At 71.6% G+C, this 25626-nt stretch carries 25 protein-coding genes; 13 read left to right on the top strand and 12 right to left on the bottom strand.

Annotation, left to right across the window (positions count from 1 at the left end; genetic code table 11):
- Positions 1-26: 26 nt before the first annotated feature.
- Entirely contained in the window at positions 27-425 is a 399-nt protein-coding gene (locus OG792_RS15740) for a hypothetical protein (protein WP_329110393.1), read from the bottom strand.
- A gap of 138 nt (positions 426-563) precedes the next feature.
- On the opposite strand from OG792_RS15740, the gene OG792_RS15735 reads away from it, so the two are divergent.
- Positions 564-2303 carry a DEAD/DEAH box helicase gene (locus tag OG792_RS15735; RefSeq protein ID WP_329110392.1) on the top strand — a complete coding sequence of 580 codons (1740 nt, stop codon included), beginning with the start codon at positions 564-566 and terminating at the stop codon, positions 2301-2303.
- Between the two features lie 75 nt (positions 2304-2378).
- On the opposite strand, the gene OG792_RS15730 is transcribed toward OG792_RS15735, so the two are convergent.
- Together OG792_RS15730 and OG792_RS15725 are read right to left on the bottom strand one after the other, a co-directional pair.
- Complete coding sequence (locus tag OG792_RS15730) at positions 2379-4229, bottom strand: phosphatase PAP2 family protein (protein ID WP_329110391.1); 1851 nt, start codon at positions 4227-4229, stop codon at positions 2379-2381.
- A gap of 184 nt (positions 4230-4413) precedes the next feature.
- Positions 4414-5568 carry a nucleotide disphospho-sugar-binding domain-containing protein gene (locus OG792_RS15725; RefSeq protein WP_329110389.1) on the bottom strand — a complete coding sequence of 385 codons (1155 nt, stop codon included), beginning with the start codon at positions 5566-5568 and terminating at the stop codon, positions 4414-4416.
- 190 nt (positions 5569-5758) lie between these two features.
- On the opposite strand from OG792_RS15725, the gene OG792_RS15720 reads away from it, so the two are divergent.
- Positions 5759-6751: a methyltransferase domain-containing protein gene (locus tag OG792_RS15720; RefSeq protein WP_329110388.1), complete on the top strand. Its 993-nt coding sequence runs from the start codon at positions 5759-5761 to the stop codon at positions 6749-6751.
- Here OG792_RS15720 and OG792_RS15715 read toward each other — a convergent pair.
- Positions 6733-7923, bottom strand: a complete 1191-nt coding sequence (locus tag OG792_RS15715; protein ID WP_329110387.1) for a 4-hydroxybenzoate 3-monooxygenase — start codon at positions 7921-7923, stop codon at positions 6733-6735. The genes OG792_RS15720 and OG792_RS15715 overlap by 19 nt on opposite strands.
- A complete protein-coding gene (locus OG792_RS15710) occupies positions 7920-8813 on the bottom strand; it encodes a hypothetical protein (RefSeq protein ID WP_329110386.1) in 894 nt (297 codons plus the stop codon). Before OG792_RS15710 ends, OG792_RS15715 begins: the two co-directional genes overlap by 4 nt.
- Before the next feature lie 439 nt (positions 8814-9252).
- Here OG792_RS15710 and OG792_RS15705 point away from each other — a divergent pair, with 439 nt between their 5' ends.
- Entirely contained in the window at positions 9253-10005 is a 753-nt protein-coding gene (locus tag OG792_RS15705) for a hypothetical protein (protein ID WP_329110385.1), read from the top strand.
- A gap of 56 nt (positions 10006-10061) precedes the next feature.
- Here OG792_RS15705 and OG792_RS15700 read toward each other — a convergent pair whose 3' ends face one another.
- Entirely contained in the window at positions 10062-10736 is a 675-nt protein-coding gene (locus tag OG792_RS15700) for a hypothetical protein (RefSeq protein WP_329110384.1), read from the bottom strand.
- A gap of 140 nt (positions 10737-10876) precedes the next feature.
- Positions 10877-11281 carry a DUF2267 domain-containing protein gene (locus OG792_RS15695; RefSeq protein WP_329110383.1) on the bottom strand — a complete coding sequence of 135 codons (405 nt, stop codon included), beginning with the start codon at positions 11279-11281 and terminating at the stop codon, positions 10877-10879.
- A 169-nt stretch (positions 11282-11450) separates the two neighbouring features.
- Between OG792_RS15695 and OG792_RS15690 the strand changes: the two genes are divergently transcribed.
- The 3 genes from OG792_RS15690 (at position 11451) to OG792_RS15680 (ending at position 13243) form a co-directional block, all read left to right on the top strand.
- Complete coding sequence (locus tag OG792_RS15690) at positions 11451-11723, top strand: DUF2795 domain-containing protein (RefSeq protein WP_329110382.1); 273 nt, start codon at positions 11451-11453, stop codon at positions 11721-11723.
- Between the two features lie 35 nt (positions 11724-11758).
- Complete coding sequence (locus tag OG792_RS15685; protein WP_329110381.1) at positions 11759-12412, top strand: DUF1345 domain-containing protein; 654 nt, start codon at positions 11759-11761, stop codon at positions 12410-12412.
- A gap of 423 nt (positions 12413-12835) precedes the next feature.
- Positions 12836-13243, top strand: coding sequence for a glyoxalase superfamily protein (locus OG792_RS15680; RefSeq protein WP_329110380.1), 408 nt, complete (start codon positions 12836-12838; stop codon positions 13241-13243).
- A 21-nt stretch (positions 13244-13264) separates the two neighbouring features.
- Here OG792_RS15680 and OG792_RS15675 read toward each other — a convergent pair whose 3' ends face one another.
- The 3 genes from OG792_RS15675 to OG792_RS15665 are packed head-to-tail and all read right to left on the bottom strand — an operon-like array spanning position 13265 to position 16448.
- Positions 13265-14818 (bottom strand): long-chain-fatty-acid--CoA ligase, encoded by a 1554-nt coding sequence (locus tag OG792_RS15675; protein ID WP_329110379.1) that lies wholly within the window; start codon positions 14816-14818, stop codon positions 13265-13267.
- Positions 14815-15279 (bottom strand): MaoC family dehydratase, encoded by a 465-nt coding sequence (locus tag OG792_RS15670; RefSeq protein ID WP_329110378.1) that lies wholly within the window; start codon positions 15277-15279, stop codon positions 14815-14817. Before OG792_RS15670 ends, OG792_RS15675 begins: the two co-directional genes overlap by 4 nt.
- Positions 15276-16448: an acyl-CoA dehydrogenase family protein gene (locus OG792_RS15665; RefSeq protein WP_329110377.1), complete on the bottom strand. Its 1173-nt coding sequence runs from the start codon at positions 16446-16448 to the stop codon at positions 15276-15278. Before OG792_RS15665 ends, OG792_RS15670 begins: the two co-directional genes overlap by 4 nt.
- A gap of 230 nt (positions 16449-16678) precedes the next feature.
- Here OG792_RS15665 and OG792_RS15660 point away from each other — a divergent pair, with 230 nt between their 5' ends.
- The 7 genes from OG792_RS15660 to OG792_RS15630 all read left to right on the top strand — a co-directional run bounded on the left by OG792_RS15660 (position 16679) and on the right by OG792_RS15630 (position 23448).
- Entirely contained in the window at positions 16679-17344 is a 666-nt protein-coding gene (locus OG792_RS15660) for a TetR/AcrR family transcriptional regulator (protein WP_329110375.1), read from the top strand.
- A 50-nt stretch (positions 17345-17394) separates the two neighbouring features.
- Positions 17395-18813, top strand: a complete 1419-nt coding sequence (locus tag OG792_RS15655; protein WP_329110373.1) for an aldehyde dehydrogenase family protein — start codon at positions 17395-17397, stop codon at positions 18811-18813.
- Entirely contained in the window at positions 18810-19925 is a 1116-nt protein-coding gene (locus OG792_RS15650; RefSeq protein WP_329110371.1) for an alcohol dehydrogenase catalytic domain-containing protein, read from the top strand. Before OG792_RS15655 ends, OG792_RS15650 begins: the two co-directional genes overlap by 4 nt.
- Positions 19926-19983: 58 nt before the next feature.
- Complete coding sequence (locus OG792_RS15645; RefSeq protein WP_329110370.1) at positions 19984-21003, top strand: SEC-C domain-containing protein; 1020 nt, start codon at positions 19984-19986, stop codon at positions 21001-21003.
- A 154-nt stretch (positions 21004-21157) separates the two neighbouring features.
- Entirely contained in the window at positions 21158-22210 is a 1053-nt protein-coding gene (locus tag OG792_RS15640) for an LLM class flavin-dependent oxidoreductase (protein ID WP_329110369.1), read from the top strand.
- 105 nt (positions 22211-22315) lie between these two features.
- Positions 22316-23074 carry a HipA family kinase gene (locus OG792_RS15635; protein WP_329110367.1) on the top strand — a complete coding sequence of 253 codons (759 nt, stop codon included), beginning with the start codon at positions 22316-22318 and terminating at the stop codon, positions 23072-23074.
- The gene (locus OG792_RS15630) at positions 23071-23448 is read left to right on the top strand and encodes a DUF3037 domain-containing protein (protein WP_329110366.1); all 378 of its coding nucleotides are present in this window, start codon (positions 23071-23073) and stop codon (positions 23446-23448) included. The genes OG792_RS15635 and OG792_RS15630 overlap by 4 nt, the downstream gene beginning before the upstream one ends.
- 80 nt (positions 23449-23528) lie before the next feature.
- Here the strand turns inward: OG792_RS15630 and OG792_RS15625 are convergent, their stop codons facing one another.
- Positions 23529-24320, bottom strand: coding sequence for a maleylpyruvate isomerase family mycothiol-dependent enzyme (locus tag OG792_RS15625; protein WP_329110365.1), 792 nt, complete (start codon positions 24318-24320; stop codon positions 23529-23531).
- A 176-nt stretch (positions 24321-24496) separates the two neighbouring features.
- The gene (locus tag OG792_RS15620) at positions 24497-25594 is read right to left on the bottom strand and encodes a sugar-binding protein (protein ID WP_329110363.1); all 1098 of its coding nucleotides are present in this window, start codon (positions 25592-25594) and stop codon (positions 24497-24499) included.
- Positions 25595-25626 lie beyond the last annotated feature (32 nt).

Raw genomic sequence — 25626 nt, 5'->3', positions numbered from 1 at the left:
TACGGCGCGCACCCTCGGGCCGTACGTCAGGAGATCGGGCGGTCGCGGCGGGCGAGTGCCGCGTCGACCACGAGCACGGCGGCGCCGGTGTAGACGCCGACCGCGACGACCGCCGCCGCGATGATCGGCCACGGTGTCGCGATCGCCGCGAGATGGACCGCGACGGTGCCCGCGGCGACCGGGCCGGCGGCCGGTACGCCCGTCCGGCGCAGCCACCACCAGGTCACCAGCGGAACCGCCAGCGGGGGCAGGCCGAGGACGAACAGACCCAGACCGATGTTCGCGTCCGGGCTGGGGAAGGCGGTCTCGACCAGCCGGGCGGTACCGAAGCTCACCGCCCAGGCGGACGCCGTGGCCCCGCCGCCGACCAGGGCGGCGAGCGCGGCTCGACGGGACGGGGACGCGGTGCGCTGGACGGATCTCATGCCGGTCATTCTCACCGGATCGCACCCGCCGCCGCCTGAGTCGCCGGGCTCAGCCGGCAGCGGTAAGCACAGGCCCGTGCCGGCCCGGTACACCGGTAGTCGAAACACGCCGAGAGGGGTAATGAAAAGCTTATGGGTATGAGTTCCGAAAGCGTACAGCCCGACCCGGCAGACCCCGTCGACAGTTTCGGCGACGACGACGGGGCCGGCACCTTCGCCGACCTCGGGTTGCGGGCCGAGTTGCTCGGCGCGTTGAGCGCCCTCGGCTACGAGGAACCGACCGCTATCCAGCGGGAGACGATTCCGCCGCTGCTGGCCGGACGCGACCTGCTCGGGCAGGCGGCGACCGGGACCGGGAAGACGGCCGCGTTCGCGCTGCCGCTGCTGCACCGGATGCCGGCCGACCGGCGCTCCGGCGACCCGGTGGCGCTGGTCCTGGTGCCGACCCGCGAGTTGGCCGTGCAGGTCTCCGAGGCGGTCCACCGCTACGGCCGGGAGCTCGGCGTACGGGTGCTGCCGATCTACGGCGGGCAGCCGATCGGCCGGCAGCTGCGGGTCCTCGACAGCGGGGTGGACGTGGTCGTCGCCACGCCGGGCCGGGCGCTGGACCACATAGCGCGGGGCACGCTCCGGCTCGGGCAGCTCGTCACGGTCGTGCTCGACGAGGCGGACGAGATGCTCGACATGGGCTTCGCGGAGGACATCGAGGCGATCCTGGCGCAGACCCCGGAGCAGCGGCAGACGGTGCTGTTCTCGGCCACCATGCCGTCCCGGATCGACGGCATGGCCCGCCAGCACCTGCGCACCCCGGTACGGATCGAGATCGGCCGGGCGTCGACACCGACCGGTACGGCACCGCTGGTCCGGCAGACCGCGTACGTGGTGGCGCGGGCGCACAAGCCGGCGGCGCTGGGACGGGTGCTGGACGCCGAGTCGCCGACCGCCGCGATCGTCTTCTGCCGCAGCCGCGAGGAGGTCGACCGGCTCACCGAGACGATGAACGGGCGGGGCTACCGGGCCGAGGCGCTGCACGGCGGGATGAGTCAGGAGCAGCGCGACCGGGTGATGGGACGGTTGCGTACCGGCACCGCGGATCTGCTGGTCGCCACCGACGTGGCCGCGCGCGGGCTGGACATCGAGCAGCTCACCCACGTGTTCAACTACGACGTGCCGTCGGCGCCGGAGTCGTACGTGCACCGGATCGGGCGGGTCGGCCGGGCCGGTCGGCAGGGGGTGGCGATCACCCTCGCCGAGCCGCGCGAGCACCGGATGCTCAAGACCATCGAGCGGGTCACCGGCCAGCGGATCTCGATCGACCGGGTGCCGACGGTCGCGGACATGCGTACCCGGCGGTTGGAGCTGACCCGGGCGGCGTTGCAGGAGAGCCTGCTGGAGGACGACCTGGAGCAGTTCCGGGTGATCGTGGAGACGCTGACCGACGAGTTCGACGTGATGGAGGTGGCGCTGGCGGCGGTGAAGCTGGCCCACGAGGCGTCCGGCATACCCGTCGACGACGAGGAGATCCCGCAGGTCACGCTCCGGGGCGAGCGGGACGGTCGGGGTCCCCGGGACAGTCGGGACGGGCGCGGCGGCCGGGACGGTCAGCGTGCCGGCCGGCCCCGCCAGGGCAATATGACCTGCCTGTTCATCGGGGTGGGCCGGCGGTCCGGCATCCGGCCACAGGATCTGGTCGGGGCGATCACCGGGGAAACCGGGGTGAACGGCCGGGAGATCGGCTCGATCGAGATCGCCGACCGGTTCTCGCTGGTCGAGGTGCCGCAGGCGGCGGCCGACGAGGTGATCAGCCGGCTGCGCGGCACCACCATCAAGGGCCGCAAGGCCACCGTACGCCGAGACCGAGAAGGCACCCGCGACTAGCCCTCCCCGGCCGCCACCCCGTTGATCATGAAGTTAGCGCAAGTTCGATCTCTGTTTTGCGCGCTAACTTCATGATCAACGGGGCTGGGGCGGTGGGGAGCGGTCAGGGGTGGGTTTGAGCTGGGGTGGTGGCGGGGCGGCGGGGCGGGTCGGGGTCAGCAGGTCGGCGATCTGGCCGATCACCCGCTTCGCCTCGGGGATCGGGGTGAGCACCCAGTCGTGCAGCATGCCCGGGTACTCGTGCAGGACGATCTCGGTGCCCTGCTCGGCGGCGAGGTGTCGCAGCCGCCGGGCGTCGGGGTTGAGCACGTCGCGGGTGCCGGTGAACAGGGTCACCCGGCCGAGGTCGCGCAGCGGGCCGTTGATCGGGCTCACCTCGGCCACCGAGGGCAGGTCCGGCAGCGCGTACAGGTGTCCGAGGGATCTCAGGTGCGCGGGCTTGAGCAGCGGGTCCCGTGGCGCGATCGCGGGGATGTCCGGGTTGGTCATGGTCGCGTCCAGCCACGGCGAGAGCAGGACCAGGTCACCGGGGCGAGGGTCGCCGGCCGGCAACGACTGCACCAGGGCGAGCGCCATGCCGGCACCGGCCGAGTCGCCGACCACCGCGAGCCGGTCCGCCGACCCGAGCGCGGCGACCCGCCGGTAGAGGCGGTGCAGGGTCGGGAACACGTCCCGGTGGCCGTACTCCGGGGTCAGCGGGTAGATCGGTACGGTCACGGTGCGGTCGGTCCGCTCGGCCAGCCGGGCGACGAGGTTCCAGTGCCCGACGGTGATCTCGGTCGCGTACGCGCCGCCGTGCAGGTAGAGGATCTGCCCGGCGGATCCGCCGGAGACCGGGGTGACGACGTACGTCGGCCACTGCTCGACGTCCTGCCGCCGCACGGTGACGTGCCGCAGGATCGGTGGCCGGTGTCCGTTCGGGTCGCGGGGCGGGGCGGCGGCACCGATGAAGCGTTTCGGGGCGAACTGCCACCGCCGCACACCGGCCAGGGTCAGTGAGACGGTCAGCAGGCGACTGCTGATGCTGGGCATGGCTACGGTTCCTCCGTCGGCGCGGGTTTTCTGCACGGGCGTCCGTACCGGGTGCCCGGTGGTGCCGCTCGCCGGGGGACGACGCAGGGCGGGCAGCAGGAACGGGATCAGCGCGAGGATGGCGGCGGCGACGATGCCGTCGAGCCAGTAGTGGTTGGCGGTGGCGACGACCACGGTGAGGGTGAGCGCCGGGTGGATCAGCCACAGCCAGCGCCACCGGCTCCGGGTGGCGGCGACGAGTCCGACGGCGACCAGCAGCGCCCAGCCGACGTGCAGTGAGGGCATGGCCGCGTACTGGTTGGTGAGGTCGTCGGCGGTCGGCGAGCCGTAGACGGACGGGCCGTAGCGGGCGGCGGTGTCGACCAGACCGGTGTCGGCGAGCATCCGGGGCGGGGCAAGCGGGAAGAGCAGGTGGACGACCAGGGCCGCGCCGGTGAGTACGGCGAGGGTGTTGCGGGCCCGGCGGTAGTGGTCGGGGCGGCGCAGGTAGAGCCAGACCAGGAACGCCACGGTGGCCGGGAAGTGCACGTACGCGTAGTAGCCGTTCGCGGTGCGCAGCAGCGTCTCGCTGTGTGCGAGCAGGTGCTGGAGGCTCGCCTCGTCGGGCAGGTGCAGCGCCCGTTCGAGGTCCCAGACCCGGTGGGCGTTGGCCATCGCGGTGGGCACGTGACCGTCGGCGACCAGCCGACCCAGGCTGTACGCGGCCCAGAGCGCGGCGACGAGGAGCAGCTCCCGTACCGCCCCGAGGGCGCGGGGACAGCCGACCGGCCGTCGCCCGGCGGCGGGGACGGATCGGGGTTGCCGTACCGCCGTGCCGGGGCCGGCGGCGGTCTGCGGTGACGCGCCGTCGACGGCGTACGGCGCCGGGCCGAGCTCTGCGAGGGGTACGGGCATGGTGGCTGCTGTCCTTGGTTGCTTCCTACCAACTAGTAGCTTTGAAAATACAAGCTCCTATGCTTCGGCTAGCCAAGCTACCTCCCGTAACACCACTGGTCGCCGGTTCGATACCGGAAAGTTCCGCAGGACACACTCACCCGAGCCGCGTGCCCCCTCCCGGTCGGCGGGAGTACGGTCCGTCTCAGCCGGCGAGCGCCACCAGCCGGCCGACCAGGTCCACCGGGGCGGGAAGCTCGCCCATCCGGCGCGCCGTCGCCTGCGCCGCGCCGCGTACCGCCCGGTCGCGCAGCACCGCGCTCAGCAGCTCGGAGTCGACCTCCTCGGGCTCGGACTGCCGACCGACGCCGTGTCGGGCCACCAGGTCGGCGTTGACGAACTGGTCGGCACCGTGCGGCAGGACCAGCTGCGGCACACCGGCACTGAGCGCGGTCATGGTGGTGCCCGAACCGCCGTGGTGCACCACCGCCGCGCAACTGGCCAGCAGCGGGTGCAGCGGGGTCCACCCCACCGGTCGTACGTTTGCCGGCAACCGCCCCAGCGAGGCCAGGTCCGCGTCCTCGCCCAGCGCCAGCACGAACTCGGCGTCCACCCGGGCGGCCGACGCCAGCAGCCCGGTCAGCCCGCCGACCCCCGCCAGCCGGGGCACCACCGTACCGAGCGTGACCAGCACCCGGGGCCGGGCCGGCGGCTCCCACAGCCAGTCCGGCAGCAGACCACCGGCGTTGTACGGCACATACCGCATGGACCAGCCGGTGCCGGTGCCCGACATCAGTTCCGGCGGGGCGACATGGATCACCGCGCGGCGGGGCAGTTCGAGCGGCACCCGGTGGCGCTCGAACCCCTCCGCGAGGTACGGCAGGAAGCGCGCCGCGAAGTCGTCCTCGCGCAGCAGGTTGAACCCGTGCTCCACCGCCGGTACGTCGAGCATCCGGGCCACCAGCAGCCCGGTGCCGTCGAGCCGGGAGTGCACCACCAGCTCGGGGCGCCACCACCGGGCCAGCCGTACGGTCCGGTCGGCCATCGCCGCCGACACCTGCCCGAAGGTCCGCAACAGCAGATCATGGGTACGCCCACCGGCGCGGGCGATCTGCCGCCCCCGCTCCCGCATCCGGTGCGCCCGCCCGGCCGGTTCGCCGACCGTACCGACGAAGATCGCGTCGATCGCCGTGGCCGGTGCCGTCGCCACGGCCGCCAAACCGGCCCGGATCGCGGCGGCCACCCCGTCGGCCGCGGTGGCGACCAGCACCTCGTGACCGGCCGCCCGCAGCGCCCAGGCCAGCGAGATGGTCGGGAACAGGTGCCCGAGCCCCGGCGAAACGGTGAACAGAACGCGCATCCGAGTTTCCTTCCTCCGGGCCGATCGGCGCATTTCCGATAGCCGAGATCAGCGCCCGACCGGAAGGTCCGGAGGCGCTCCGAATGGTTGACACCAACATCCATGATTGCTAATTTCTCAACCATTGCCCCGGCGATTTCCCCCCTTCGCGCCGGGATGACCGTCACTTCCAGCGAAATGGAGAATCGGCGTGCCCGAACCGGTTGACATCCCCTTTACGCCGGACCTGCACCTGCGTCTGCTGCTGAGCCTCGACCGGGGCCAGAACGTGCAGCGGGCGGTCACCGAAGCGGTCCGTCCCGGAATGCGCGTGCTCGACGCCGGGACCGGCAGCGGACTCCTCTCCTTCATCGCGTTGGCGGCCGGCGCGGCTACCGTGGTCGGGGTCGACCGGCACCACGTGGACCTGGCCCGGTCGATAGCGGAGCACAACGGACTGGGCGACCGGCTTTCGTTTATCGAAGCCGACCTGGCCGATCTGGAGCTGTCGTCGTTCGACCCGCCGAAAGGGTTCGACCTGCTGTTGGCGTTCATCCACACCAACAACCCGCTGATCGACGAGGGCCGGTCACGGCTGGTGTTCGAGCTGCGGGACCGGCTCTGCGCGGACGGCGCCACGGTGGTGCCGGGCGCGGTCCGCTACCGGGCGACCGGGTGCGACCGGCGGGACTGGGACCTGCACACCGAACTCACCGACCTGGACGAGACGACCGGGGTGCTGCGCGGCGCGTACGGCCTGGACTTCCAGCCGGTGACCGACGCGGTCCGGCAGGGGCTGGCGCTGCGCCGGATGCGCCCGGTCGACGCGGTCGCGCACACCTGGCGCTCCCCCACCACGATGGCCGCCATCCGGTTCCCCCGCACCGACGTACGGCTGCTGACCGGGGCCCACGACTTCGCCACGTTCGACTACGGCGCACCCGCGTTCACCGGATTCCCCCCGCAGGTGCGACTGCGGGCCACGGTCGCGGGCCGGCTGACCGGGGTGATCTGGACCCAGGAACTGCTCCACGCCGGGGTGCCGCTGTGGACGACCGAGTCCTACAGCCCGCTGGCCGCCCCGATCGCGGTGACCGCCGGGGACGAACTGACCCTCGCCACCGGCGACGAGTGGCGGGCGACGAACATCCTGCGTACCCGGCCGAGCGGGGAGGCCGGCGAGGATCACTCCCACCCGATGTAGTCCTGTAGGAAAGCGGCGGCGTACGCCGGGGAGGCGAAGATCCGTTCCAGCCGGGCCCGTTGCACCCGGTGTAGGAACGGCGCCTCCCGGCTACCCAGACCGGGCGTGTTGACCAGGTCCATCATCCAGCCGACGAACTCCTGCGCCCGCCAGATCCGGGCCAGCCGGGTGTCCGAATAGGCGTCCAGCCGGGCGGCGCTCGCCCCGGAGAACCGCTCCACCAGGGCGAGCGCGAGTTCCTCGGCGTCGGCGAGGGCGATGTTGAAGCCCTTGCCGCCCACCGGCGGCACGATGTGGGCCGCGTCGCCGGCCAGGAAGAGCGGACCGTACCGAAGCGGAGCGCAGACCAGACTGCGCATCCGTACGCTGCTGGTGGACAGGATGGGGCCCTCGTTCAGGGTCCACGGCGCGTCCAGCGTCAGCCGGATCCGGACCTCCTTCCAGATCCGCTCGTCCGGCCAGTCCGCCCGGCTGTCCTCCCGTGGGCACTGGAGGTAGAACCGGCTCACCGTCGGGGTTCGCCGGACGTGCACGCAGGAGCCCGACTCGTGGATCGCGTTGATCACGCAGTCGCTGGACGGGGCCGCCTCGGCGAGCACGGCCAGCCAGGCGTAGTCGTACTGGTACTCGTGGATGGCCAACGCGGCGCGCGGGATGGCGCGGCGAGCGACGCCGTACTCGCCGTCGCTGCCCACCACGACCTCGCACCGCAGCTCGGTCGGCCCGGCCCCGGTGGCCGGTTCGAGCAGGATCCGGGGCCGGTCGCCGCCGAGATCGGTGATCGCCACCGCGGACGTCTCGAACCGCAGGTCGCCACCGGCGGCCAGGAAGGCGTCGATCAGGTCCCGGACCAGGAACTGCTGCGGGTAGATGTAGTGCGTGCGACCACCCGCCACCGGGTCGTAGGCCAGCGGGTACCGCCGGCCGCCCATCCGGAACTCGATCCGGTCCTCGACCGCACCGGTGGCCAGCAGTCCGGCGGCGAGGTCGTGCCGGCGCAGCAGTTCGACCACCCGATGCTCGACCGTGGCCCCGCGGGCCCGCTGTTCGACGTAGGCCCGGTCCCGCCGCTCGACCACCACGCAGTCGATCCCGGCCCGTTGCAGCAGGACCGCGACCAGCATGCCGGCCGGGCCGGCGCCGACGATGCCCACCCGGGTACGACCCGTCATGCCGTCGCACCCCGACCGTTGACCCCGGTGAGGGTGAAGAGGCGGGCCCGCATGATCTGCCGCAGCGCGTCGGCGCCGGACTGGGTGGTCCGGCCCTGCGAGTTGGCCGCCATCCGCAGGCTGGGCAGCACGTCACCGCCGAACCGGGCGCAGATGAACTGGTGCGCGTCGTACGCCTCGATGGTCGCGTCGACGAACTCCTCGAAGTCGGCGCCGGCGCGCCCCGGCCCCGGTCGGGCGAGCAGGGTCCGCAGTTCGGTGAACAGGCCGACCAGGAAGGCATGGTCGCGGGTCTGCAAGCCGCTGAACCCGGCCCGTACGGCGGGCGGTGCCATCGCCGGGCGGACCAGCTTGTCGTAGTCGACCGGACCGAAGTCGGCGGTGAACCTGATCGCGGCGGCCGAACTGCGCATGAAGTCGCTGGCCACCCCGACCGCCGCGCGGGCGTCCGGCTCGTCGCCGCGTTCGGCGGCGTGCACGAAACAGTTGAGCCCGACGATCGCACCCTGCACGACGGCGAAGAACAGCTGGTGCCCGACCAGCCAGCGGTGGTGCGGCAGGTACTCGTCGACCGGTCGGGTGGGCATCGGTGGCACGCCGCCGGCCAGCGGTACGCGGGCGTATCCCAGGATGCCGTGCAGGCCGGCGAAGAGGTTTCGCCACTGGGTGGCGTCGAGATTCGTCACACCCATCTGGTCGGCATTCTGCCGGACCAGTGAATAGGCTCGGACGAGGCCGCGAAGGAACGTCTCCACGGGTTGTCGCCGGACCCGGCGTACCTGGAAATAGCGGTCGTGCTCGGCGTACTCCGAATTGGGTTCGGGCGTCGGGTCGATACCCCGGTGCACCCACTCGGCGGCCTCGTTCTCCACCTCGACCGGTTCCGGCACGGAATCGAGGTCGAATGGGTGGGACAACCCGTTGCCCAGCGCGCGGTTTGCCGCCTCCTGTATCTCGGATCGGCTACGGGGAAGCAGCGCCGGGTACGGTAAGCGCAAGAAACCTTCAGGCACAGACGTATCGCCCTTCTGACAGCCCAGCCCGGTCGAGTAGCTCCACACCGGCAGCGTCACGGCAAGTTCCCCTGCCATTGTGCGGCCATCGGCGGATTGGCGAAGCGCACAGGAATTCTCACGTCTCCGCTGACGGGTGTCAATCCCTGATGATCCCGGACGGGCGCCGGAGGATATGACGCGCATTTTGCGCTCGTGTTGCCGACAGCCAACCGGACCGGGACCGAACCCCCGGTCACCGGGTGTAAACTTGTGGTTTACAGTGCTAGGGTCGTGGCCGCGACACAACGGAGATCCGATCGTGGAGGTACCCCTCGTGAGCCGAGAACCCCGACCGCTGGAACCGCTCGACCACCTGCCCGCGTCCGAGTACGACGAGCTGCGGGACCTGGCCCGTGACCTGGTCCGCCGGATCACCGCCCGACTCGCCGACCAGCCGACGCTGGCCGGAGCGGAGTCCGGGGCGAAGTCGGGCGACGTCGACGACGAACGGTTCCACCGCAGCGCGTACCTGCGCCGGATCCGCGCCGGCCGGGTCACCGACGCCCTGGTCAACGACCTGATCACCGAGTGCTCGGCCGAGGACGCGGCGGACGCGGTCTGGCTCGGGGCCAGCCTGGCCGACCTCGGCGTCTCCACCGGCAACAGCCGACAGGCCGCCCGCAAGCGCTGGCCCGACCTCGGACTGGTCTACCGGACCCGACGCTGGGTCGCCGGCCACCACCCGGATCTGGTCACGGTGATCGAACAGCTGCTCGTCCACGCCGGCGACCTCACCGCCGCCGAGGGCCACGACGACGCGCTCGGCCGGGCCGTGTCGGCACTGCGGGAGGCGCTGGCGAGAACCCGCCGGGACCTGGACTCCGGCTCGGTGGTCGACCCGCACACCGGTCGGCCGCTGCGCTGGCGGCGGTTGGCCGAGGCGGTCGACGTCCAACTGCGTACGGTCGTGCGGCTCGGCGTACCGACGACGTCGGCGGCGTCCACGGCGCTGGCCGGTGCGCACGGCGTGCTCGCCCACCACGACTCGGTCACCGCCGAGCCTGCCGCGGCCACGGCGGCGCGCTGATCCGAGCCGGCGTCACGCAACCCCTGCCCCGGCCGGTATTGCCCCGCACCCACCCGCTACTTGGTGGTGCCCTCCGGCGCCCCGTCGGAGGTGAACGCGCCGGTTCCCGGTTCCGTGGTGAGGTAGACGTGCTGGTGTCCGTGTCCGGCGTCGATGTTGATCTGGTCGAGCTGGGCTGCCGCGATCGACCAGGCCGTGCCGGCCGCCGTACGCTGACGGGTCGCCAGGTCGAGCACCGACCGCTGGGCGGTGGCGGGCAGCGTGCCGACCAGGGCGTAGGTGTCCAGTGCGGTGGACAGGCCGTCGACAGCGGCCCGCAGGCCACCGCGCGCGACGTTGGTGGCGGTGCTGCCGGACGGGCTCTCGGCATGCCGTTCGACCGCCCCGCGCATGGTCTGCTGCCAGCCGGTGAGCTTGTCGGCGGGCGCCGGTTGGCCGGTCTTGACCGCCGCGTCCAGTTCGGACAGCAGCGGCGCGAGCTCGTCCCGCGTGGCGCGGGCCGCCTCGGTCAGGCTGGCGATCTGCGCGGTGTCCCGCCGCGCCTCCTCCTCGCGCAGCTTGTTGACCGCCACCTCGGTCTCGCTCGGCCCGCCCACGGCGTAGCCGATGCCGGCGCCGATGAAGCCGGCCAGCAGCACTGGCAGCAGCATGGCGAAGACCAGGGTGCCGACACTCGGCCGCCTGCTCGTCGGGGCCTTCGTGTAGGAAGGCTTGCCGGTCCTGCGGGACATGTCCGTTCCTCCCGTGGCATCGACCACCGCACGCACGTTGCGTAGAGGTTACGGCTTTGCTGCGAGGCAGTCTATTGCCCGGTAGAAATCGGCCGAACTTTCGTTGCTTTCGACAAAAGTCGATGTTCCGGCTCCCCGCCCTAGCGCCGACGGGCCCGACCGTCCGGCATCAACACCGGCTCGACCAGATCGCGGAACTCACGCGGCAACTGACTCATCACGTCGTCGAACTCGCCGCCGGTGACCGCCTCCCGAACGGTGGTCAGGACGGCCCGGACCCCGGTACGCGCCGTCGTCTCGTCGACGTCCGCGCGCTGCGCCGCCCGGTTGATGAACTCCTGCGCCCCGAACGGTTCCGCGGCGTCCGCCGGACCCTGCATCGTCGCCTGCAACGGCTGCGGCAACTGGGCCGCCAGGTCCATCACCTCGCCGCTGGTCAACCGGTCGGCCAGGACTTCCAGGGTCCCCCGGCTCAGGTCGACGGCGGTGTCCGAGTCCACCCCCGCGCGCTGCGCGACCATGTCGACGAACGTGTCGTAGTTCATGGCAACTCCTCCCTGGCGTCGCCGTGGTCCGGCGAGGCGTGCCGGGCGCGTACCCGGGCCGGGTCCGGTGAAACGAATGTCGACCGTGGCCCGGTCGGGGGCGTGAAGCCGGCAAAGCGGGGTAACCGCCGCGTCGAGAACCAGACGACCGGCGAGGAGCGGGATTCACATGGTCACCAACGCCGAGGTGCTGCGCTACCTCACCGCACTGGACTTTCCCGCCACCAGGGACGACATCGTCGCCGAGGCCGAGCGGGCCGGGGCACCGAACGACGTACTCCGCGCGCTGCGGGCGATGCCACCGGTGGACTACGGCAACATCGACGAGGTGTCGCGCTCGGCGCACACCAACCCCAACCCGGAGGTGACCCCGGCGGACCTGGCGGCACGGGCCCGAGACCGCAAGCACCAGCGGGTCGCCCGGCACCTGCGCCCGAGCTGACCCGTGCGTCCCACCGGCCCAGCGGAACACCGACGTTGACCGGGGCCCGACCGCGCCGGGAGCCGATCCGGTCCGCGAAGCTGCTGCTCAGCATGGCGGTGGTGGGTGCGGCGGGTGGGGTCCCGGTCGGACTGTACGACGCGGCGGTCCTCGGGCCGCTGGTCGGCTGGGATCTGGCCGCGCTGTTCTACCTGGCCTGGGCTCGATTCCGGCTCTGGCCGCTGGAACCGACCGAAACCGCCCGGTTCGCGCTGCGCGAGGACACCAACCGTGGGCTACGCGACTCGCTGCTCCTGTTCGCCTGCCTGGCCAGCCTGCTGGCGATCGGGGTGGTGCTGATCCGGTCGCAGCCGCTGGACGGCTTCTCGGAGCAGTTGCACATCGCCCTCGGCATCATCAGCGTGATCTTCTCCTGGGCGGTGATCCACACCGTCTTCGGCAGTCGGTACGCCCGGCTGTACTACACCGGCACCGACGGCGGTGTGGGGTTCAACCAGCAGTCGCCGCCCCGGTACACCGACTTCGCGTACCTGGCCTTCACCATCGGGATGACCTTCCAGGTTTCCGACACCCCGCTGAGAAGCCCGGAGATCAGACGTACGGCGCTGCGGCACGCGCTGCTGTCGTACCTGTTCGGTGCCGTCATCATCGCGTCCACGGTGAACCTGATCGCCGGTCTGGTGCGGTGAACCCCGACGGACGACACGGAGCCACCGCACCAGATCGGTTCGAAACGGACACCGGACGAGGTGCCGGTCACGACAGGCATGACCGGGGCACCACGTCCGACGAAACTCCGGCGACAACTGGCGTCCGAACCGGACGCGGTCACCGGATGGCGGAGGTCCAGCCGAACCGGCCGGACAGCCCCACCAGCCCTATCCTATGAGTCGAGCCCGACCGATCGACCGGGAACACCATAATTGTGGGCGAAGCAACATATGGTTGGGGGCTATGCAGCAATTTGGTGGCATCTGTCATCGAGGTTCCACCATGGGTCGACCACCGCAACGGCGCCGGCCGCGCCGATCCGATCCCGGCGATACCGACACACCCCACCGGTACGCTCCGCGAGACCCGATGACGCACCGAACTGAGTGGGAGACCAAATCGTGAACTGGACGTTGGAGGTTGTGGTGGTTCCGGTGTCGGACGTGGACCGGGCGAAGGCGTTCTACGCCGACCAGCTCGGCTTCACCGTCGACCACGACACCCGGATGGGCGACGACGTCCGGCTCGTGCAGCTGACCCCGCCCGGATCGGGCTGCTCCATCGTTCTCGGCACCGGAGCCGGACCGCAGATGCCGCCCGGCTCGGTCAAGGGCCTGCAACTGGTGGTCCCGGACCTGCACCGGGCCCACGCCGAGCTGGTCGAGCGCGGCGTGCGGGTCAGCGAGATCCAGGTGCTCGGCCAGAGCCCGACGCCGACGCCGCATCCGCTGGACAACGTCGGCTTCATCTTCTTCAGCGACCCGGACGGCAACGACTGGGCCGTACAGCAGATCTCGTCGCGAGGCTGACCCCGGTCGGGGCAGCTGCGGTCAGTCCGAGGCGACCCGCTGAGCGATGAGCCGCCGCAGCTCCCGCTTGAGCACCTTGTGGCTGGGCCCCAACGGCAACTCGTCGAGAAACCGGACCTGGCGCGGATACTTGTGCCGGCCGAGTCGCTCCCGCGCCCAGTCGACCAGCTCCGACTCGGTCGGGGCGGTCGGCCCGGCCGGATCCAGCACGACCACCGCGCAGATCTCCTCGCCGTGCACCGGATCAGGCACCCCGATCACGGCCACCTGGGCCACCGCCGGATGGCCGGCGAGCACCTCCTCGATCTCGCGCGGGTAGACGTTGAATCCACCCCGGATGACCAGGTCCTTCTTCCGGTCCACGATGCTGACGAAGCCGGCCTCGTCCTTCGTACCCAGGTCGCCGGTGCGGAACCAGCCGTCGACCAGCGCCTCGGCGGTCGCCGCCGGCCGGCCCAGGTAACCGGCGAAGACGTTGTGCCCACGGACGACGATCTCACCGATCTCACCCGTGGGCAGCAGCTCGATCCGATCCTCCAACTCGGGCCGGGCGATCTCCACCTCGACTCCCCAGACCGGGTGACCGACCGTACCGGCGCGGGTGCCGAAGTGCGGCTGGTTGGTGGTCGCGGTCGGCGAGGTCTCGGACAGGCCGTACCCCTCGAAGACCGTGGTGGCGAAGGTGGCGTTGAACCGCTCCAACACCGCTACCGGCAACGAGGCACCGCCGGAGATACAGAGCCGCAACCGGGGCAGGGCCGGCGCCTCACTGGCCGCGGCCAGCAGTCCGATGTACATGGTCGGTACGCCGTGGAAGACGTTGACCCCCTCGGCCAGCATCAACTCGATCGCGGCGGCACCGGTGAACCGGCCCAGCAGGACCAGCGTCCCACCCACCCGGAAGGTGCCGTTCATGGCCACCGTCTGGCCGAAGGTGTGGAACAGCGGCAGGCAGCCGAGCACCACGTCCGCGCTGCGCGCGTCGTTGGCGTCGAAGACGTTCACGGTCGCGTTCATCACCAGGTTCAGATGGGTGAGCAGCGCACCCTTGGACTCACCCGTCGTACCGCTGGTGTAGAGGACCACCGCGGTCTGCTCGGCCTCGCGGTTGACGTACGACGGCAGTGCCGCGACCCCGTCGCTGACCTGCTCCAGCCGGCGGACCTCGATCCCGGCGGGCACCGGGCCGACGGTGACCAGCGGGACTCCCGCCCGCTCGGCGGCCTCGGCGCCGATGGCCAACTGACTCGTGTGACAGACGAGCAGGTCGGCCCGGCTGTCCCGGAGCACGTAGGCCATCTCCTCGGCGGTGAGCAGCAGGTGCACCGGCACCACCACCGCACCCGCGGTCAACGCCCCGTAGTAGGCCCGGGGAAAGTCGACCACGTTCGGCGCGAGCAGGGCCACCGTGTCACCCGGCCCGATGCCCAGCTCACGCAGGCCGGCCGCGGCGGACCGGGCCTCCAGCCACAGCTCGGCGTAGGTCACCCGGATCTCACCGTCCACCACGGCGACCGTGTCGGCGTGTCGGCGGGCCGCCTCGGCGAGCACCATCGCCAGCGACAGCGCGGTCATCTGTCCTCCTTCAGATAGAGCCGGGACACCGTCTCGGCGACGCAGACCGGCTTGCCGCCACCGGCACTGTCCACCGTGACCGAGGTGACCACCTGCAACCCATCCGGTACGGGCTCCACCGCGACGATCAGCGCGGTGGCCCGGATCGACGTACCGACCCGCAGCGGGGCGGGGAACCGTACCCGGTTGAGTCCGTAGTTGACGCCCATCCGCACCCCGTCGACCCGGTAGAGCCCGGTCACCAGCGCGGGCAGCAGGGACAGGGTGAGGTAGCCGTGCGCGACGGTCCCGCCGAACGGTCCGGCGCAGGCCCGCTCCGGGTCGACGTGGATCCACTGGTGGTCGTCGGTGGCGTCGGCGAAGAGGTCCACCCGGTCCTGGTCGACCCGGTGCCACCGGCCCGGCCCGAGCGGCTCGCCGACCGCGCCGAGCAGTTCGGCGGGCGAGGCGAAGGTCCTCATCCGAGGTGCCCGCCGAGCTTGGTGTAGCCGCGCAGCAGGTCCCGGGCGATGATCAGGCGTTGCATCTCGTCGGTGCCCTCGAAGATGCGGTAGAGCCGCACCTGCCGGTACCAGCGCTCGATCGGCAGTTCGCGGGTGTACCCCATCCCACCGTGGATCTGCATGACCCGGTCGACCACCCGGTTGACCATGCCGGCGCCGTAGAGTTTCGCCATCGACGACGCGTGTCGTGGGTCGAGCCCCTGGTCGACCGTCCAGGCGGCGCGCAGGATCAACCACCGGGCCGCTTCCAGCTCGGTCTCCGAGTCGGCGATCATCCACTGGATCGCCTGGTTGGAGCCGATCGGCGCACCGAAGGTCTGGCGGGTGTTGGCGTAGTCGATCGCCATTCGCAGCGCCCGTTCGGCGATCCCGACCGCGTGCGACGGGATGGTGTAGCGACCCTTGCCGATCCACTGCATGCCGAGGGCGAAGCCCTGGCCCGGTTCACCGAGGATGTTGCGGTTCGGCACCCGTACGTCGTCGAAGACCAGTGCGGCCGGGCCGCCCTCCCCCATCGTCTGGATGAACTCCGACCGCCACCCCATCGCCCGGTCCACCAGGAACGCCGTGCTGCCGCCGTCGCGTACGCCCAGCTCGGGGTCGGTGACCGCGACCACGATGGCGAAGTCGGCCTCGTTGCCGCCGGTGATGAACGTCTTCTCGCCGTTGAGGATCCAGTCGTCGCCGTCGCGGCGGGCGCTGAGCCGGATGTTCGCCGCGTCGGAGCCGGCACCGGGTTCGGTGATGGCGAAGCAGGATCTCCGCTCACCCTCGATCGTCGGCACCAGATACTCGCGCCGCTGCTCGTCATCGGCGTGGAAGAGGATGTTGTCCGCCTCGCCACCGAACCGGAACGGTACGAAGGAGCGCCCGATCTCGGTCCAGATCAGCGACTGGGTGACCGCGGGCAGGTCCATGCCGCCGTACTGCTCGGGAGTGGCCAGCCCCCAGAACCCGAACTTCTTGGCCCTGAGCTGCAACTCGCGCAGCTCACCGCGATCGAGTCCGGGCCGGTGCGTCCGCTCGCGGCGCAGCACCTCGGCCTCCAGCGGGACGACCTCGCGGGTGATGAAGTCCCGGGCGGTGTCGCGAATCGCGCGCTCCTCGTCACTGAGCGAGAAGTCCATGATGTCCTCCGAGGGTGTGGATCGGCGTACGGCGCGCCCCGGCCGTTGCCGCGAGCCGGCGGACCGCCGCCTGCTCCACGGATAGCTGGAGGTCCATGGGTCTAAACTAGCGCTGGAAGTTTTGTTCCGTCCAGCCCCCGTGTGGCAGAGTCTCGGCAGATGGAACCCGGATGACCCCGGGTGTACGGGCAGCTCCGGTGACACCGGGAGGACCGAGCAGGAGGTACGCCATGCCCCGGCCACGGCAGGCGCTGCTGAGCCGGCAGCGGATCATCGAGACCGCCGCCGCCCTGATCGACGCCGACGGGCTCGGCGCCTTCTCCACCCGGCGACTCGCCGCCGAGCTGGGCGTACGCGGACCGTCGCTGTACAACCACTTCGCCACCAAGGACGAGATCCTGGACGCGGTGGCGGACAGCATCACCGCCCAGGTCGACGTCTCGTCGTTCGGCAGCACCGACTGGCGGGAGGCACTGCGCCGGTGGGGACTGTCCTACCGGGCCGCCCTCGCCGCCCACCCGCACATCGTGCCGCACCTGGCCCGGGGGCCGGGGCGCCGACCGGCCGCGCTCGCCATGGCCGACGCCGTCTACGGCGGGCTGGTCGACGCGGGCTGGCCACCGGCGCGGGCCACCCACATCGGCGCGCTGATGCGCTACTTCGTGACCGGCTCCGCGCTGGGTTCGTTCGCCCGCGGTTTCGTCGAGGACCCCGGCTTCTACGCCGAGCAGTATCCCCACCTGACCCAGGCGCACCGGCTGGTCGAGCATCAGCGCAGCGTCGACGAGGGCGCCTTCACGCTCGGCCTGGATGCCCTGATCGAAGGGCTCGCCCACACCTACGAGCGGATGGTCGGGCCGCTGCCTCCCCTGCCGTCCGGTGCCGGCGCGTACTAGAGTCGAAACTTGCAGCGCTAGTTTCCGTCGACCCCGAGGGGTGGCCCACGATGGACCTCACCCGTACCGACCTCTACCTCGACGGCCAGTGGGTCACCCCCGCCGCCACCGACACCATCCCAATCGAGAACCCCACCACCGAGCAGGTCATCGGCACCGTGCCGGCCGGCACCACCGCCGACGTGGACCGGGCGGTCGCCGCCGCCCGGGCCGCCTTCGACAGTTGGGCCGCGACCGACCCCGCCGACCGGGCCGCCGCACTCGACCGGCTGCACACCGCACTCACCGCCCGGAGCGACGAGATCGCCCGTACCGTCGTGCTGGAACTCGGCGCCCCGCTGAGGATGGCGACCCGGGTGCAGGCCGGACTGCCGCTGACCGTACTGCGCGGCTACGTCGAGCTGGCCGCGCAACCACCGCCCGGTCAGCTCGTCGGCAACTCACTGGTGGTGCACGAGCCGGTCGGCGTGGTCGGGGCGATCACCCCGTGGAACTATCCGCTGCACCAGGTGGTCGCCAAACTCGCCCCCGCCCTCGCCGCCGGCTGCACCGTCGTGGTCAAACCCAGCGAGCTGACCCCGCTGGTGGCGTACCTGCTGTTCGACGCGATCGACGAGGCCGGACTGCCGCCCGGCGTGGTCAACCTGGTCACCGGGACCGGCCCGGTGGTGGGCGAGGCGATCGCCGCCCACCCGGACATCAACATGGTCTCGTTCACCGGATCGACCGCCACCGGCCGGCGCATCTCGCACCTCGCCGCCGACCGGATCGCCCGCGTCGCCCTGGAACTCGGCGGCAAGTCGGCCAACGTGATCCTCGACGACGCCGACCTCGGCGCCGCGGTGAAGGCCGGCGTCGGCAGCGCCCTGCTCAACTCCGGCCAGACCTGCACCGCGTGGACCCGGATGCTGGTGCACCGCAGCCGCTACGACGAAGCCCTCGACCTCGCCGCTCGGGCCGCCGAGGGCTACCGGACCGGGGACCCGTTCGACCCCGCCACCCGGCTCGGCCCGCTGGTCTCGGCCGCCCAGCGCGACCGCGTACGCGCCCACGTCGAACAGGGCCTCGCCGACGGCGCCCGACTGGTCCTCGGCGGTCCCGACGCGAAGGTGCCCGAGCGTGGCCACTTCGTCGCCCCGACCGTGTTCGCCGACGTCGACCCGGACAGCGCCCTGGCCCAGGAGGAGATCTTCGGCCCGGTGCTGGCGGTGATCCCGTTCGACGACGACGACCAGGCCGTCGCGGTGGCCAACAACTCCCGGTACGGGCTGGCCGGCGCGGTGTGGTCGGGCGACGACGACCGGGCGCTCGCTGTCGCCCGACGGATGCGTACCGGCTCGGTCGACATCAACGGCGCGGCGTTCAACCCGCTCGCCCCGTTCGGCGGCTACAAGGAGTCCGGGCTCGGCCGGGAACTGGGCACCTTCGGGCTCGACGAGTTCCGCCAGACCAAGGCCATCCAGCGATGAGCCTGGTACGCGCGTTGGTCGCCGGTGCGGCCGGCACGGCACCCCGGATCGAACGGATCCTGCTGCCGGCACCGGGACCGACCGAGGTACGGGTGGCGATCCGCGCCGCCGGGGTGTGCCACTCCGACCTGTCGATGGTCAACGGGACGCTGGCGCCGCCGTACCCGCTGGTGCTGGGGCACGAGGCCGCCGGGGTGGTGCTCGCGGCCGGTGCCGGGGTCGACCGGGTCCGGGTCGGCGACCACGTCGCACTGAACTGGGCGCCACCGTGCCGGGAGTGCTGGTTCTGCCGGCGGGACGAGCCGTGGCTCTGCGCCACCACCGGCACTCCGGCCGTACCGCACGGCGCCACCCTGGCCGACGGGACACCGCTGCACGTCACCCTCGGGCTCGGCGCGCTCGCCGAGGAGGTGGTGGTGGCGGCGAACGCGGTCGTCCCGGTCCCGGCCGGGCTGCCGTTCGAGTCCGCCGCCCTGCTCGGCTGCGCCGTGCTCACCGGCGTCGGCGCGGTACGCCGTACCGCAGGGGTTGTCGCCGGCGACGCGGTCGCGGTGATCGGCCTCGGCGGGGTGGGTCTGTCCGTGGTGGCCGCCGCCCGCGCGGCCGGCGCCGACCCGGTGATCGCCGTCGACCTGTCGGAGGCAAAACGCGACCTGGCCCTCGCCGCCGGGGCCACCGACTTCCTGCGCTCCGACGACACGCTGAACAAGGCGGTACGCACGCGCACCGGCGGCCGGGGCGTCGACCACGCGTTCGAGTGCGTCGGCCGGGCGGCGACGATCCGGCTGGCCTGGCGGGCCACCCGCCGGGGCGGCCAGGTCACCGTGGTCGGCATGGGTGCCAGGGACGACGTGGTCGAACTGGGCGCGCTCGACATCTTCCACTCCGCCCGGATCCTCCGCTCCTCGGTCTACGGCTCCTCCGACCCCGACCGGGACCTGCCCGAACTCGCCGACGCGGCACTCGACGGGTCGCTCGACCTGGGCCCGCTGATCACCGATCGGATCGGCCTCGACCAGGCCCCGGCGGCGCTGGACCGGATGGCCCGGGGCGAGGGGGCCCGCTCGGTGATCCTGTTCCCGGCCGACGCGACCGGCCACCGGTCGGGGTGAGACGGGTGCAACAGCGCAGCGACGACGCTCACCCCGGCTGGCGCAGTAACGTGAAACCGTGCCAACGACTAACGTGCTCACCAGCGCCGATCTGACCGAGTTGCGCCAGTCCGCGCTCGGCGCGGCAAACCCGCTCGGCATCGCCGCCGAACTGGCCGAGGCCGCCGACCAGGGCCGGCTGGCCGACCCGACCGACACCGGCTACGCGCTCACCCTGGCCGCCGAGATCGCCGAGAGCAGGGCGAAACTCGACGCCGCGCTGCGCTACGCGGATCGGGCCGTCGACGCGTACCGGACACAGGATGACAGCACCGGCGCTTTCGCCCGCGCGCTGCGCGCCCGGATCCTGTTCCGCGTCGGCCGGGACGACGAGGCGATCGACGAACTCACCGCGCTGCGCCCACTGCTCACCGAACAGGGCGACGCCGCGGCGTACGTCAGCGCCGCGCTGGACGCCGGCGGTCGCAGCAGCACCGCCGAGCAGTGGTTGACCACGGCGGTGGAGACGATCATGGCGGACCGCGCCGCCTCCACCGACCAGCCGAAGGAACCGAAGGACGCCGACTCCGCCGGGGTGCTGTTCTTCCTGCTCCAGCAGCGCCACCGGGTACGCCGGGACCTCGCCCTGCCGCACGACCAGAACGACAACCTGGCCGACCGGCTGGAGAGCGGCCTGACCGGTAACACCGGCCGTACGGTGACCGAGCCGACCGCCACCGACCTGCTGTTCTGGCCCCGGGACGACTTCGACCGGCTGCGGTCGGACTGGCCCGCCCTGGGCGAGACCTACGGCCGGGACTGGGACGAGCACCGGGCCCGGCTGGAGCGGGAGCTGACCCGGCTCGCCGGTGGCGGCCGTACCGGGCTGACCGTGCTCAGGGGTTCGCTCGACGGACTGGTCGGTTTCGCCCCCCAGCGGGGTGGGGATCCGACCGACCCGAAGATCCGCGCGGCGTACGCGCAGGAGCTGACGACCGGGTCCAGCCAGATCCCGTGGCCGCCCGAGCGCAACGACGCCTGCTGGTGCGGTTCGGGTAACAAGTACAAGAAGTGCTGCCTGCCGCGTTCCCGCGGCTGACCGAGCCTGGTGCGGCAGACCGCCCGGTCCGCCGCACCGGGATCGGGCATGAGCCGTCACGGGACGGGAATGGGATCATCGGCACCGCCGTTGCACCGCCGGAAGTAGTCACGGCGCGGGTACGCCCGGGGCGTACCGACGAGGGAGAGACATCATGGCGACCGGTGTGGAGTTCGGCCTGGACACCTTCGGCGACGTCACCGTCGACGCCGAGGGCAACCGCCTACCGTACGGCCAGGTGATCCGGAACGTCGTCGAGCAGGCGGTGCTCGCCGACCGGCTGGGCATCGACGGCTTCGGCATCGGTGAGCACCACCGCGACGACTACGCGGTGTCGGCGCCCGAGATCGTGCTCGCCGCGATCGCCAGCCGGACCGAACGGATCCGCCTCGGCACCGCCGTCACCGTGCTCAGCTCCGACGACCCGGTACGCGTCTTCGAGCGGTTCGCCACCCTCGACGCGCTCTCGCACGGACGCGCCGAGATCACCCTCGGCCGTGGCTCGTTCACCGAGTCGTTCCCGCTGTTCGGCTACGACCTCACCGACTACGACCGGCTCTTCGCGGAGAAGGCCGACCTGATGTCGCACCTGCTGACCGAGGACGCGGTCAGCTGGCAGGGCACCGTACGCGCCCCGCTGGAGAAGCAGCACGTCTACCCGAAGACCGAGTCCGGACACATCCGTACCTGGATCGGTGTCGGCGGCAGCCCCGAGTCGGTCGTCCGCGCCGCCGAGTACGGCTTCCCGCTGGTGCTGGCCATCATCGGCGGCGCCCCGGCCCGGTTCGCGCCCTACGTCGACCTGTACCACCGCGCCCTGGCCGAGTTCGGCAAGGAGCCGCTTCCGGTCGCGGTGCACTCCCCCGGCTTCGTCGCGCGGACCGACGAGGAGGCGGCCGACATCCTCTGGCCGCACGTGCGGGTGCTGTTCAACCGGATCGGTGCCGAGCGGGGCTGGCCGCCCATGACGCGGGAGCGCTTCGACCACGACGTCACCGAGGGGGCCATGCACGTCGGGTCGCCGGAGACCGTCGCCCGGAAGATCGCGAACACGGTACGGGCCCTGGGCGTGCAGCGCTTCGACCTGAAGTACTCCAACGGCACCCTGCCGCACGACCGACTGATGACCGCCATCGAGCTGTACGGCACCGAGGTCATCCCCCGGGTCCGCGAACTGCTCGCCGACGACACGACGTCCGGGTCCTGACGCCGGTCGGGTGCCCGGTCCCGGTGGGCCGGCGCCACGATTCGTGCACGATCGGCGCGGCATCCCGCCGTCGCCGCGCTCCCGGCCGCCACTAGGGTGGGCGGCATGCTGCGTCACGTCACCGGGACCCGATACGTGACCCCGCTGCGCGAGGGCGGTTCGCTACCGGGCCTGGTCGAGGCGGACGACCTCGGCACGTACGTGGTGAAGTTCCGGGGTGCCGGGCAGGGCCCGAAGACGCTGGTGGCCGAGGTGGTGGCCGGTGAACTCGCGCGGAGCCTGGGGCTGCCCGTACCCCGGCTGGTGGTGATCGACATCGACCCGATCATCGCCCGCGCCGAGCCCGACCAGGAGGTCCAGGAACTGCTCGCGGCCAGCGGCGGTGCCAACCTCGGCCTGGACTTCCTGCCCGGCGCGCTCGGCTACGACCCGCTCGCGCACCCGGTGGATCCGGAACTCGCCTCGCGGGTGCTCTGGCTCGACGCGTACCTGGAGAACGTCGACCGGAGCTGGCGTAACCCGAACCTGCTGATCTGGCACCGCGAGCTCTGGCTGATCGACCACGGCGCGGCGATCTACTTCCACCACAACTGGCCCCGTTCGGCGGCGGCCGTCCGGCGGCCGTTCCGGGCCGACGACCACGTCCTGGCGCCGTACGCGACGCGGGTCGCCGAGGCCGACGCCGAGCTCGCCCCACGGGTGACGGCCGACCTGCTGGCCGGGGTGCTGACGCTGGTGCCCGACGACTGGCTCACCGGGCCGGACTTCGGGTCCCCGGACGAGGCACGGGCGGCGTACCTGGCCCACCTGTCCGCCCGGGTCGCCGACTCCGGCGCCTGGCTGCCCCGGGTGGCGACGACATGAGGAAACCCTTCGAGTACGCGGCCATCCGCGCCGTCCCGCGCGTCGAGCGGGGCGAGCAGATCAACGTCGGAGTGGTGCTCTACTGCCAGTCCCGCGACTTCCTCGCGGTGAGTCTCCACCTCGACGCCGATCGGCTGCGTTGCCTCGATCCCGGCGTCGACGTGGAGGCGGTCGCCACCGCACTGCGCGGCTGGGACACCACCTGCACCGGTGGGCCGACGGGCGGACCGGCGGCCGGGATGCGGCTCGGCGAACGGTTCCGCTGGCTCACCGCGCCGCGCAGCACGGTGATCCAGGCCGGTCCGGTACACACCGGACTGACCGAGGATCCGGCCGGCGAGCTGGCGCGCCTGCTCGACCTGCTGGTCCGCTGAACGTCCGGAAAACCGGGCGGATCGCCTGACCACCCGCCGGTGTCACACGATCCGCCGGTACGACGGCGCCCCGGCCGGGATCAGAAGCCGGGGAAGGCCCGGCGCAGGTCGTCCAGGCTGAACGGGCCGGTCACCCGCACGCCGTCCGGCGTGTACCGCTCGGCGAGCCGGCCGACGGACAGCCGCAGCCACGCCTCGGCCGGGATGACCAGTTCACCGTCCGGCTGCTCCGGTACGTCGGTCAGCTCGAACCGCTCACCGAGCCGCAGCCCGTACGCCCGGTCGGGGTCGCTCAGCCGCAGCGCCAGGGTGCCCTGCCGGCCGGCGAGGGTGTCGGGGCGACCGGTCCAGGCGAGCATCCCCGCGGCCTGGTCGAGCAGCAGCGGCACCGCCGTCGGCGTGACGGTCGCGTACGGGTTGAAGCCGACCTCGACGTCCCACTGGTGCAGGGCGAACTCGCTGAGCCGGAACCGGGCGGCGTTGCCGACGTCGATCGGCTCGGGCAGGAAGCCGAGGTCCACCCGCAGCTCCGCGCGGGTGGTCGGGTCCAGCGCCTCGTACGCCTCGACCAGCCGCTGGTTGGCTTCGAGGAACCCGGCGGCGTGCTCGTCGGCGGTCATGGCGTCCCACCGGGCCCACACCTTGCGGTTGAACTCGCCGTCGGGCGCGGATCCACCCTCGATCGCGGCGGTCAGTCCCGCCAGGCCGATCTCGGCGCCACTGCCCAGATGGCTGAGCACCTGGGACACCTGCCACTCGCTGGCGCCGGAGGGCCGGAGCAGGTCCTCCGGGCCGAGGTCCCGGACGAAAGCGGCAAGTTCGTCGTGGCCCGAGCGCAGGGCGGCGATGGTCTGGTCGGCGAGGGTGCTCATGGTTCTCCTGTCACCTGGTTCGGTGCTGCTGAACTGGCGCTGCCACCGTCCTCCGGTGGCACCTTCGGCAGCTACCCATCATGCCGCGTGTGCTGCCCGGGACGGGACCGGGTCCCCGGAGTGGGAACTCCGGGGACCCGATGATGCCGTTCGAACGGGTGTTACTCGCTCGGGTGTTACTTGGTGAGCGGGGCCAGCTTCGGGTCGTTGGCGTACGCCTCGACGGCGTTGGTCTTGGTGACGATCAGCGGCGCGAGCAGGTACGCCGGGACGACCTTGACGCCGTTGTCGTACGACTTGGCGTCGTTGACCTGGGCGTCCTTCCCGGACTGGAGGTCCTTGACCATCTGGATGGTCTGCTTGACCAGGTTGCGGGTGTCCTTGTTGATGGTCGAGTACTGCTCGCCCGCCATGATCGACTTGACCGACTCGACCTCGGAGTCCTGCCCGGTCACCACCGGCAGCGGCTTGTTGGCACCCTTGACCGAGGTGATGATCGCGCGGGCCAGGGTGTCGTTCGGCGAGAGCACGCCGTCCAGGGTCTTGCTGCTGTAGCTGGAGGTGAGCAGCGAGTCCATCCGCCGCTGGGCGTTCTCGGCCTTCCAGCCCTCGGTGGCGACCTGCTTGATGTCGGTCTGGCCGGAGCCGACCACCACGTTGCCGGCGTCGATCTCCTTCTTCAGGATGTCCATCGCGCCGTTGAAGAACACCCCGGAGTTGTTGTCGTCCGGCGAGCCGGCGAACAGCTCGATCGTGTACGGGCCGGTCGGCTTCTTCTCCTTCATGCCCTTGAGCAGCGCCTCGCCCTGGAGCTGACCGACCTTGAAGTTGTCGTACGCGACGTAGTAGTCCACGTCCTTGGTGTTCGTGATCAGCCGGTCGTACGCGATCACCACCGCGCCCTCCTTCTTCGCCGCCTCGACCTGGGTCGCGAGCTGCGCGGCGTCGGTCGCGCCGATGACGATCACCTTGGCGCCCTTGGTGACCATCGCCGAGATCTGCGACTGCTGGTCGGCCACGGTGGTGGAGGCGCCGGCGTACTGCACGTCGGACTGGAAGCCGGCCTCCTTCAGGCCGTTGGTGAACAGGTCACCGGCGAGGACCCAGTTCTCCGAGGTCTTCGACGGCAGCGCGACACCGATCAGCGCGTCGGCGGCGAAGCCCTTCTCCGACCCGGTCGAGCCGGAGTCGGAGCCTTCACGTTCGGAGCAGGCGGTGAGCGCCAGCAGGGCTACGGCGCTGAGCGCGACGCTCCTGGCGAGGAACTTACGCATGGGTGGTGGCCCTTCTTCGAAGTGAGCGGGGC

The sequence above is a fragment of the Micromonospora sp. NBC_01699 genome (assembly GCF_036250065.1).
GTDB lineage: Bacteria > Actinomycetota > Actinomycetes > Mycobacteriales > Micromonosporaceae > Micromonospora_G.
This window is presented reverse-complemented; position numbering and strand designations above follow the sequence as displayed.

Excerpts from the sequence above, each read along its gene's own strand:
- OG792_RS15740 (WP_329110393.1), bottom strand. The coding sequence starts at position 425 with ATGAGATCCGTCCAGCGCACCGCGTCCCCGTCCCGTCGAGCCGCGCTC.
- OG792_RS15735 (WP_329110392.1), top strand. The coding sequence starts at position 564 with ATGAGTTCCGAAAGCGTACAGCCCGACCCGGCAGACCCCGTCGACAGT.
- OG792_RS15730 (WP_329110391.1), bottom strand. The coding sequence starts at position 4,229 with ATGCCCGTACCCCTCGCAGAGCTCGGCCCGGCGCCGTACGCCGTCGAC.
- OG792_RS15725 (WP_329110389.1), bottom strand. The coding sequence starts at position 5,568 with ATGCGCGTTCTGTTCACCGTTTCGCCGGGGCTCGGGCACCTGTTCCCG.
- OG792_RS15715 (WP_329110387.1), bottom strand. The coding sequence starts at position 7,923 with ATGACGGGTCGTACCCGGGTGGGCATCGTCGGCGCCGGCCCGGCCGGC.
- OG792_RS15700 (WP_329110384.1), bottom strand. The coding sequence starts at position 10,736 with ATGTCCCGCAGGACCGGCAAGCCTTCCTACACGAAGGCCCCGACGAGC.
- OG792_RS15695 (WP_329110383.1), bottom strand. The coding sequence starts at position 11,281 with ATGAACTACGACACGTTCGTCGACATGGTCGCGCAGCGCGCGGGGGTG.
- OG792_RS15690 (WP_329110382.1), top strand. The coding sequence starts at position 11,451 with ATGGTCACCAACGCCGAGGTGCTGCGCTACCTCACCGCACTGGACTTT.
- OG792_RS15675 (WP_329110379.1), bottom strand. The coding sequence starts at position 14,818 with ATGACCGCGCTGTCGCTGGCGATGGTGCTCGCCGAGGCGGCCCGCCGA.
- OG792_RS15670 (WP_329110378.1), bottom strand. The coding sequence starts at position 15,279 with ATGAGGACCTTCGCCTCGCCCGCCGAACTGCTCGGCGCGGTCGGCGAG.
- OG792_RS15665 (WP_329110377.1), bottom strand. The coding sequence starts at position 16,448 with ATGGACTTCTCGCTCAGTGACGAGGAGCGCGCGATTCGCGACACCGCC.
- OG792_RS15660 (WP_329110375.1), top strand. The coding sequence starts at position 16,679 with ATGCCCCGGCCACGGCAGGCGCTGCTGAGCCGGCAGCGGATCATCGAG.
- OG792_RS15655 (WP_329110373.1), top strand. The coding sequence starts at position 17,395 with ATGGACCTCACCCGTACCGACCTCTACCTCGACGGCCAGTGGGTCACC.
- OG792_RS15650 (WP_329110371.1), top strand. The coding sequence starts at position 18,810 with ATGAGCCTGGTACGCGCGTTGGTCGCCGGTGCGGCCGGCACGGCACCC.
- OG792_RS15640 (WP_329110369.1), top strand. The coding sequence starts at position 21,158 with ATGGCGACCGGTGTGGAGTTCGGCCTGGACACCTTCGGCGACGTCACC.
- OG792_RS15635 (WP_329110367.1), top strand. The coding sequence starts at position 22,316 with ATGCTGCGTCACGTCACCGGGACCCGATACGTGACCCCGCTGCGCGAG.
- OG792_RS15630 (WP_329110366.1), top strand. The coding sequence starts at position 23,071 with ATGAGGAAACCCTTCGAGTACGCGGCCATCCGCGCCGTCCCGCGCGTC.
- OG792_RS15625 (WP_329110365.1), bottom strand. The coding sequence starts at position 24,320 with ATGAGCACCCTCGCCGACCAGACCATCGCCGCCCTGCGCTCGGGCCAC.
- OG792_RS15620 (WP_329110363.1), bottom strand. The coding sequence starts at position 25,594 with ATGCGTAAGTTCCTCGCCAGGAGCGTCGCGCTCAGCGCCGTAGCCCTG.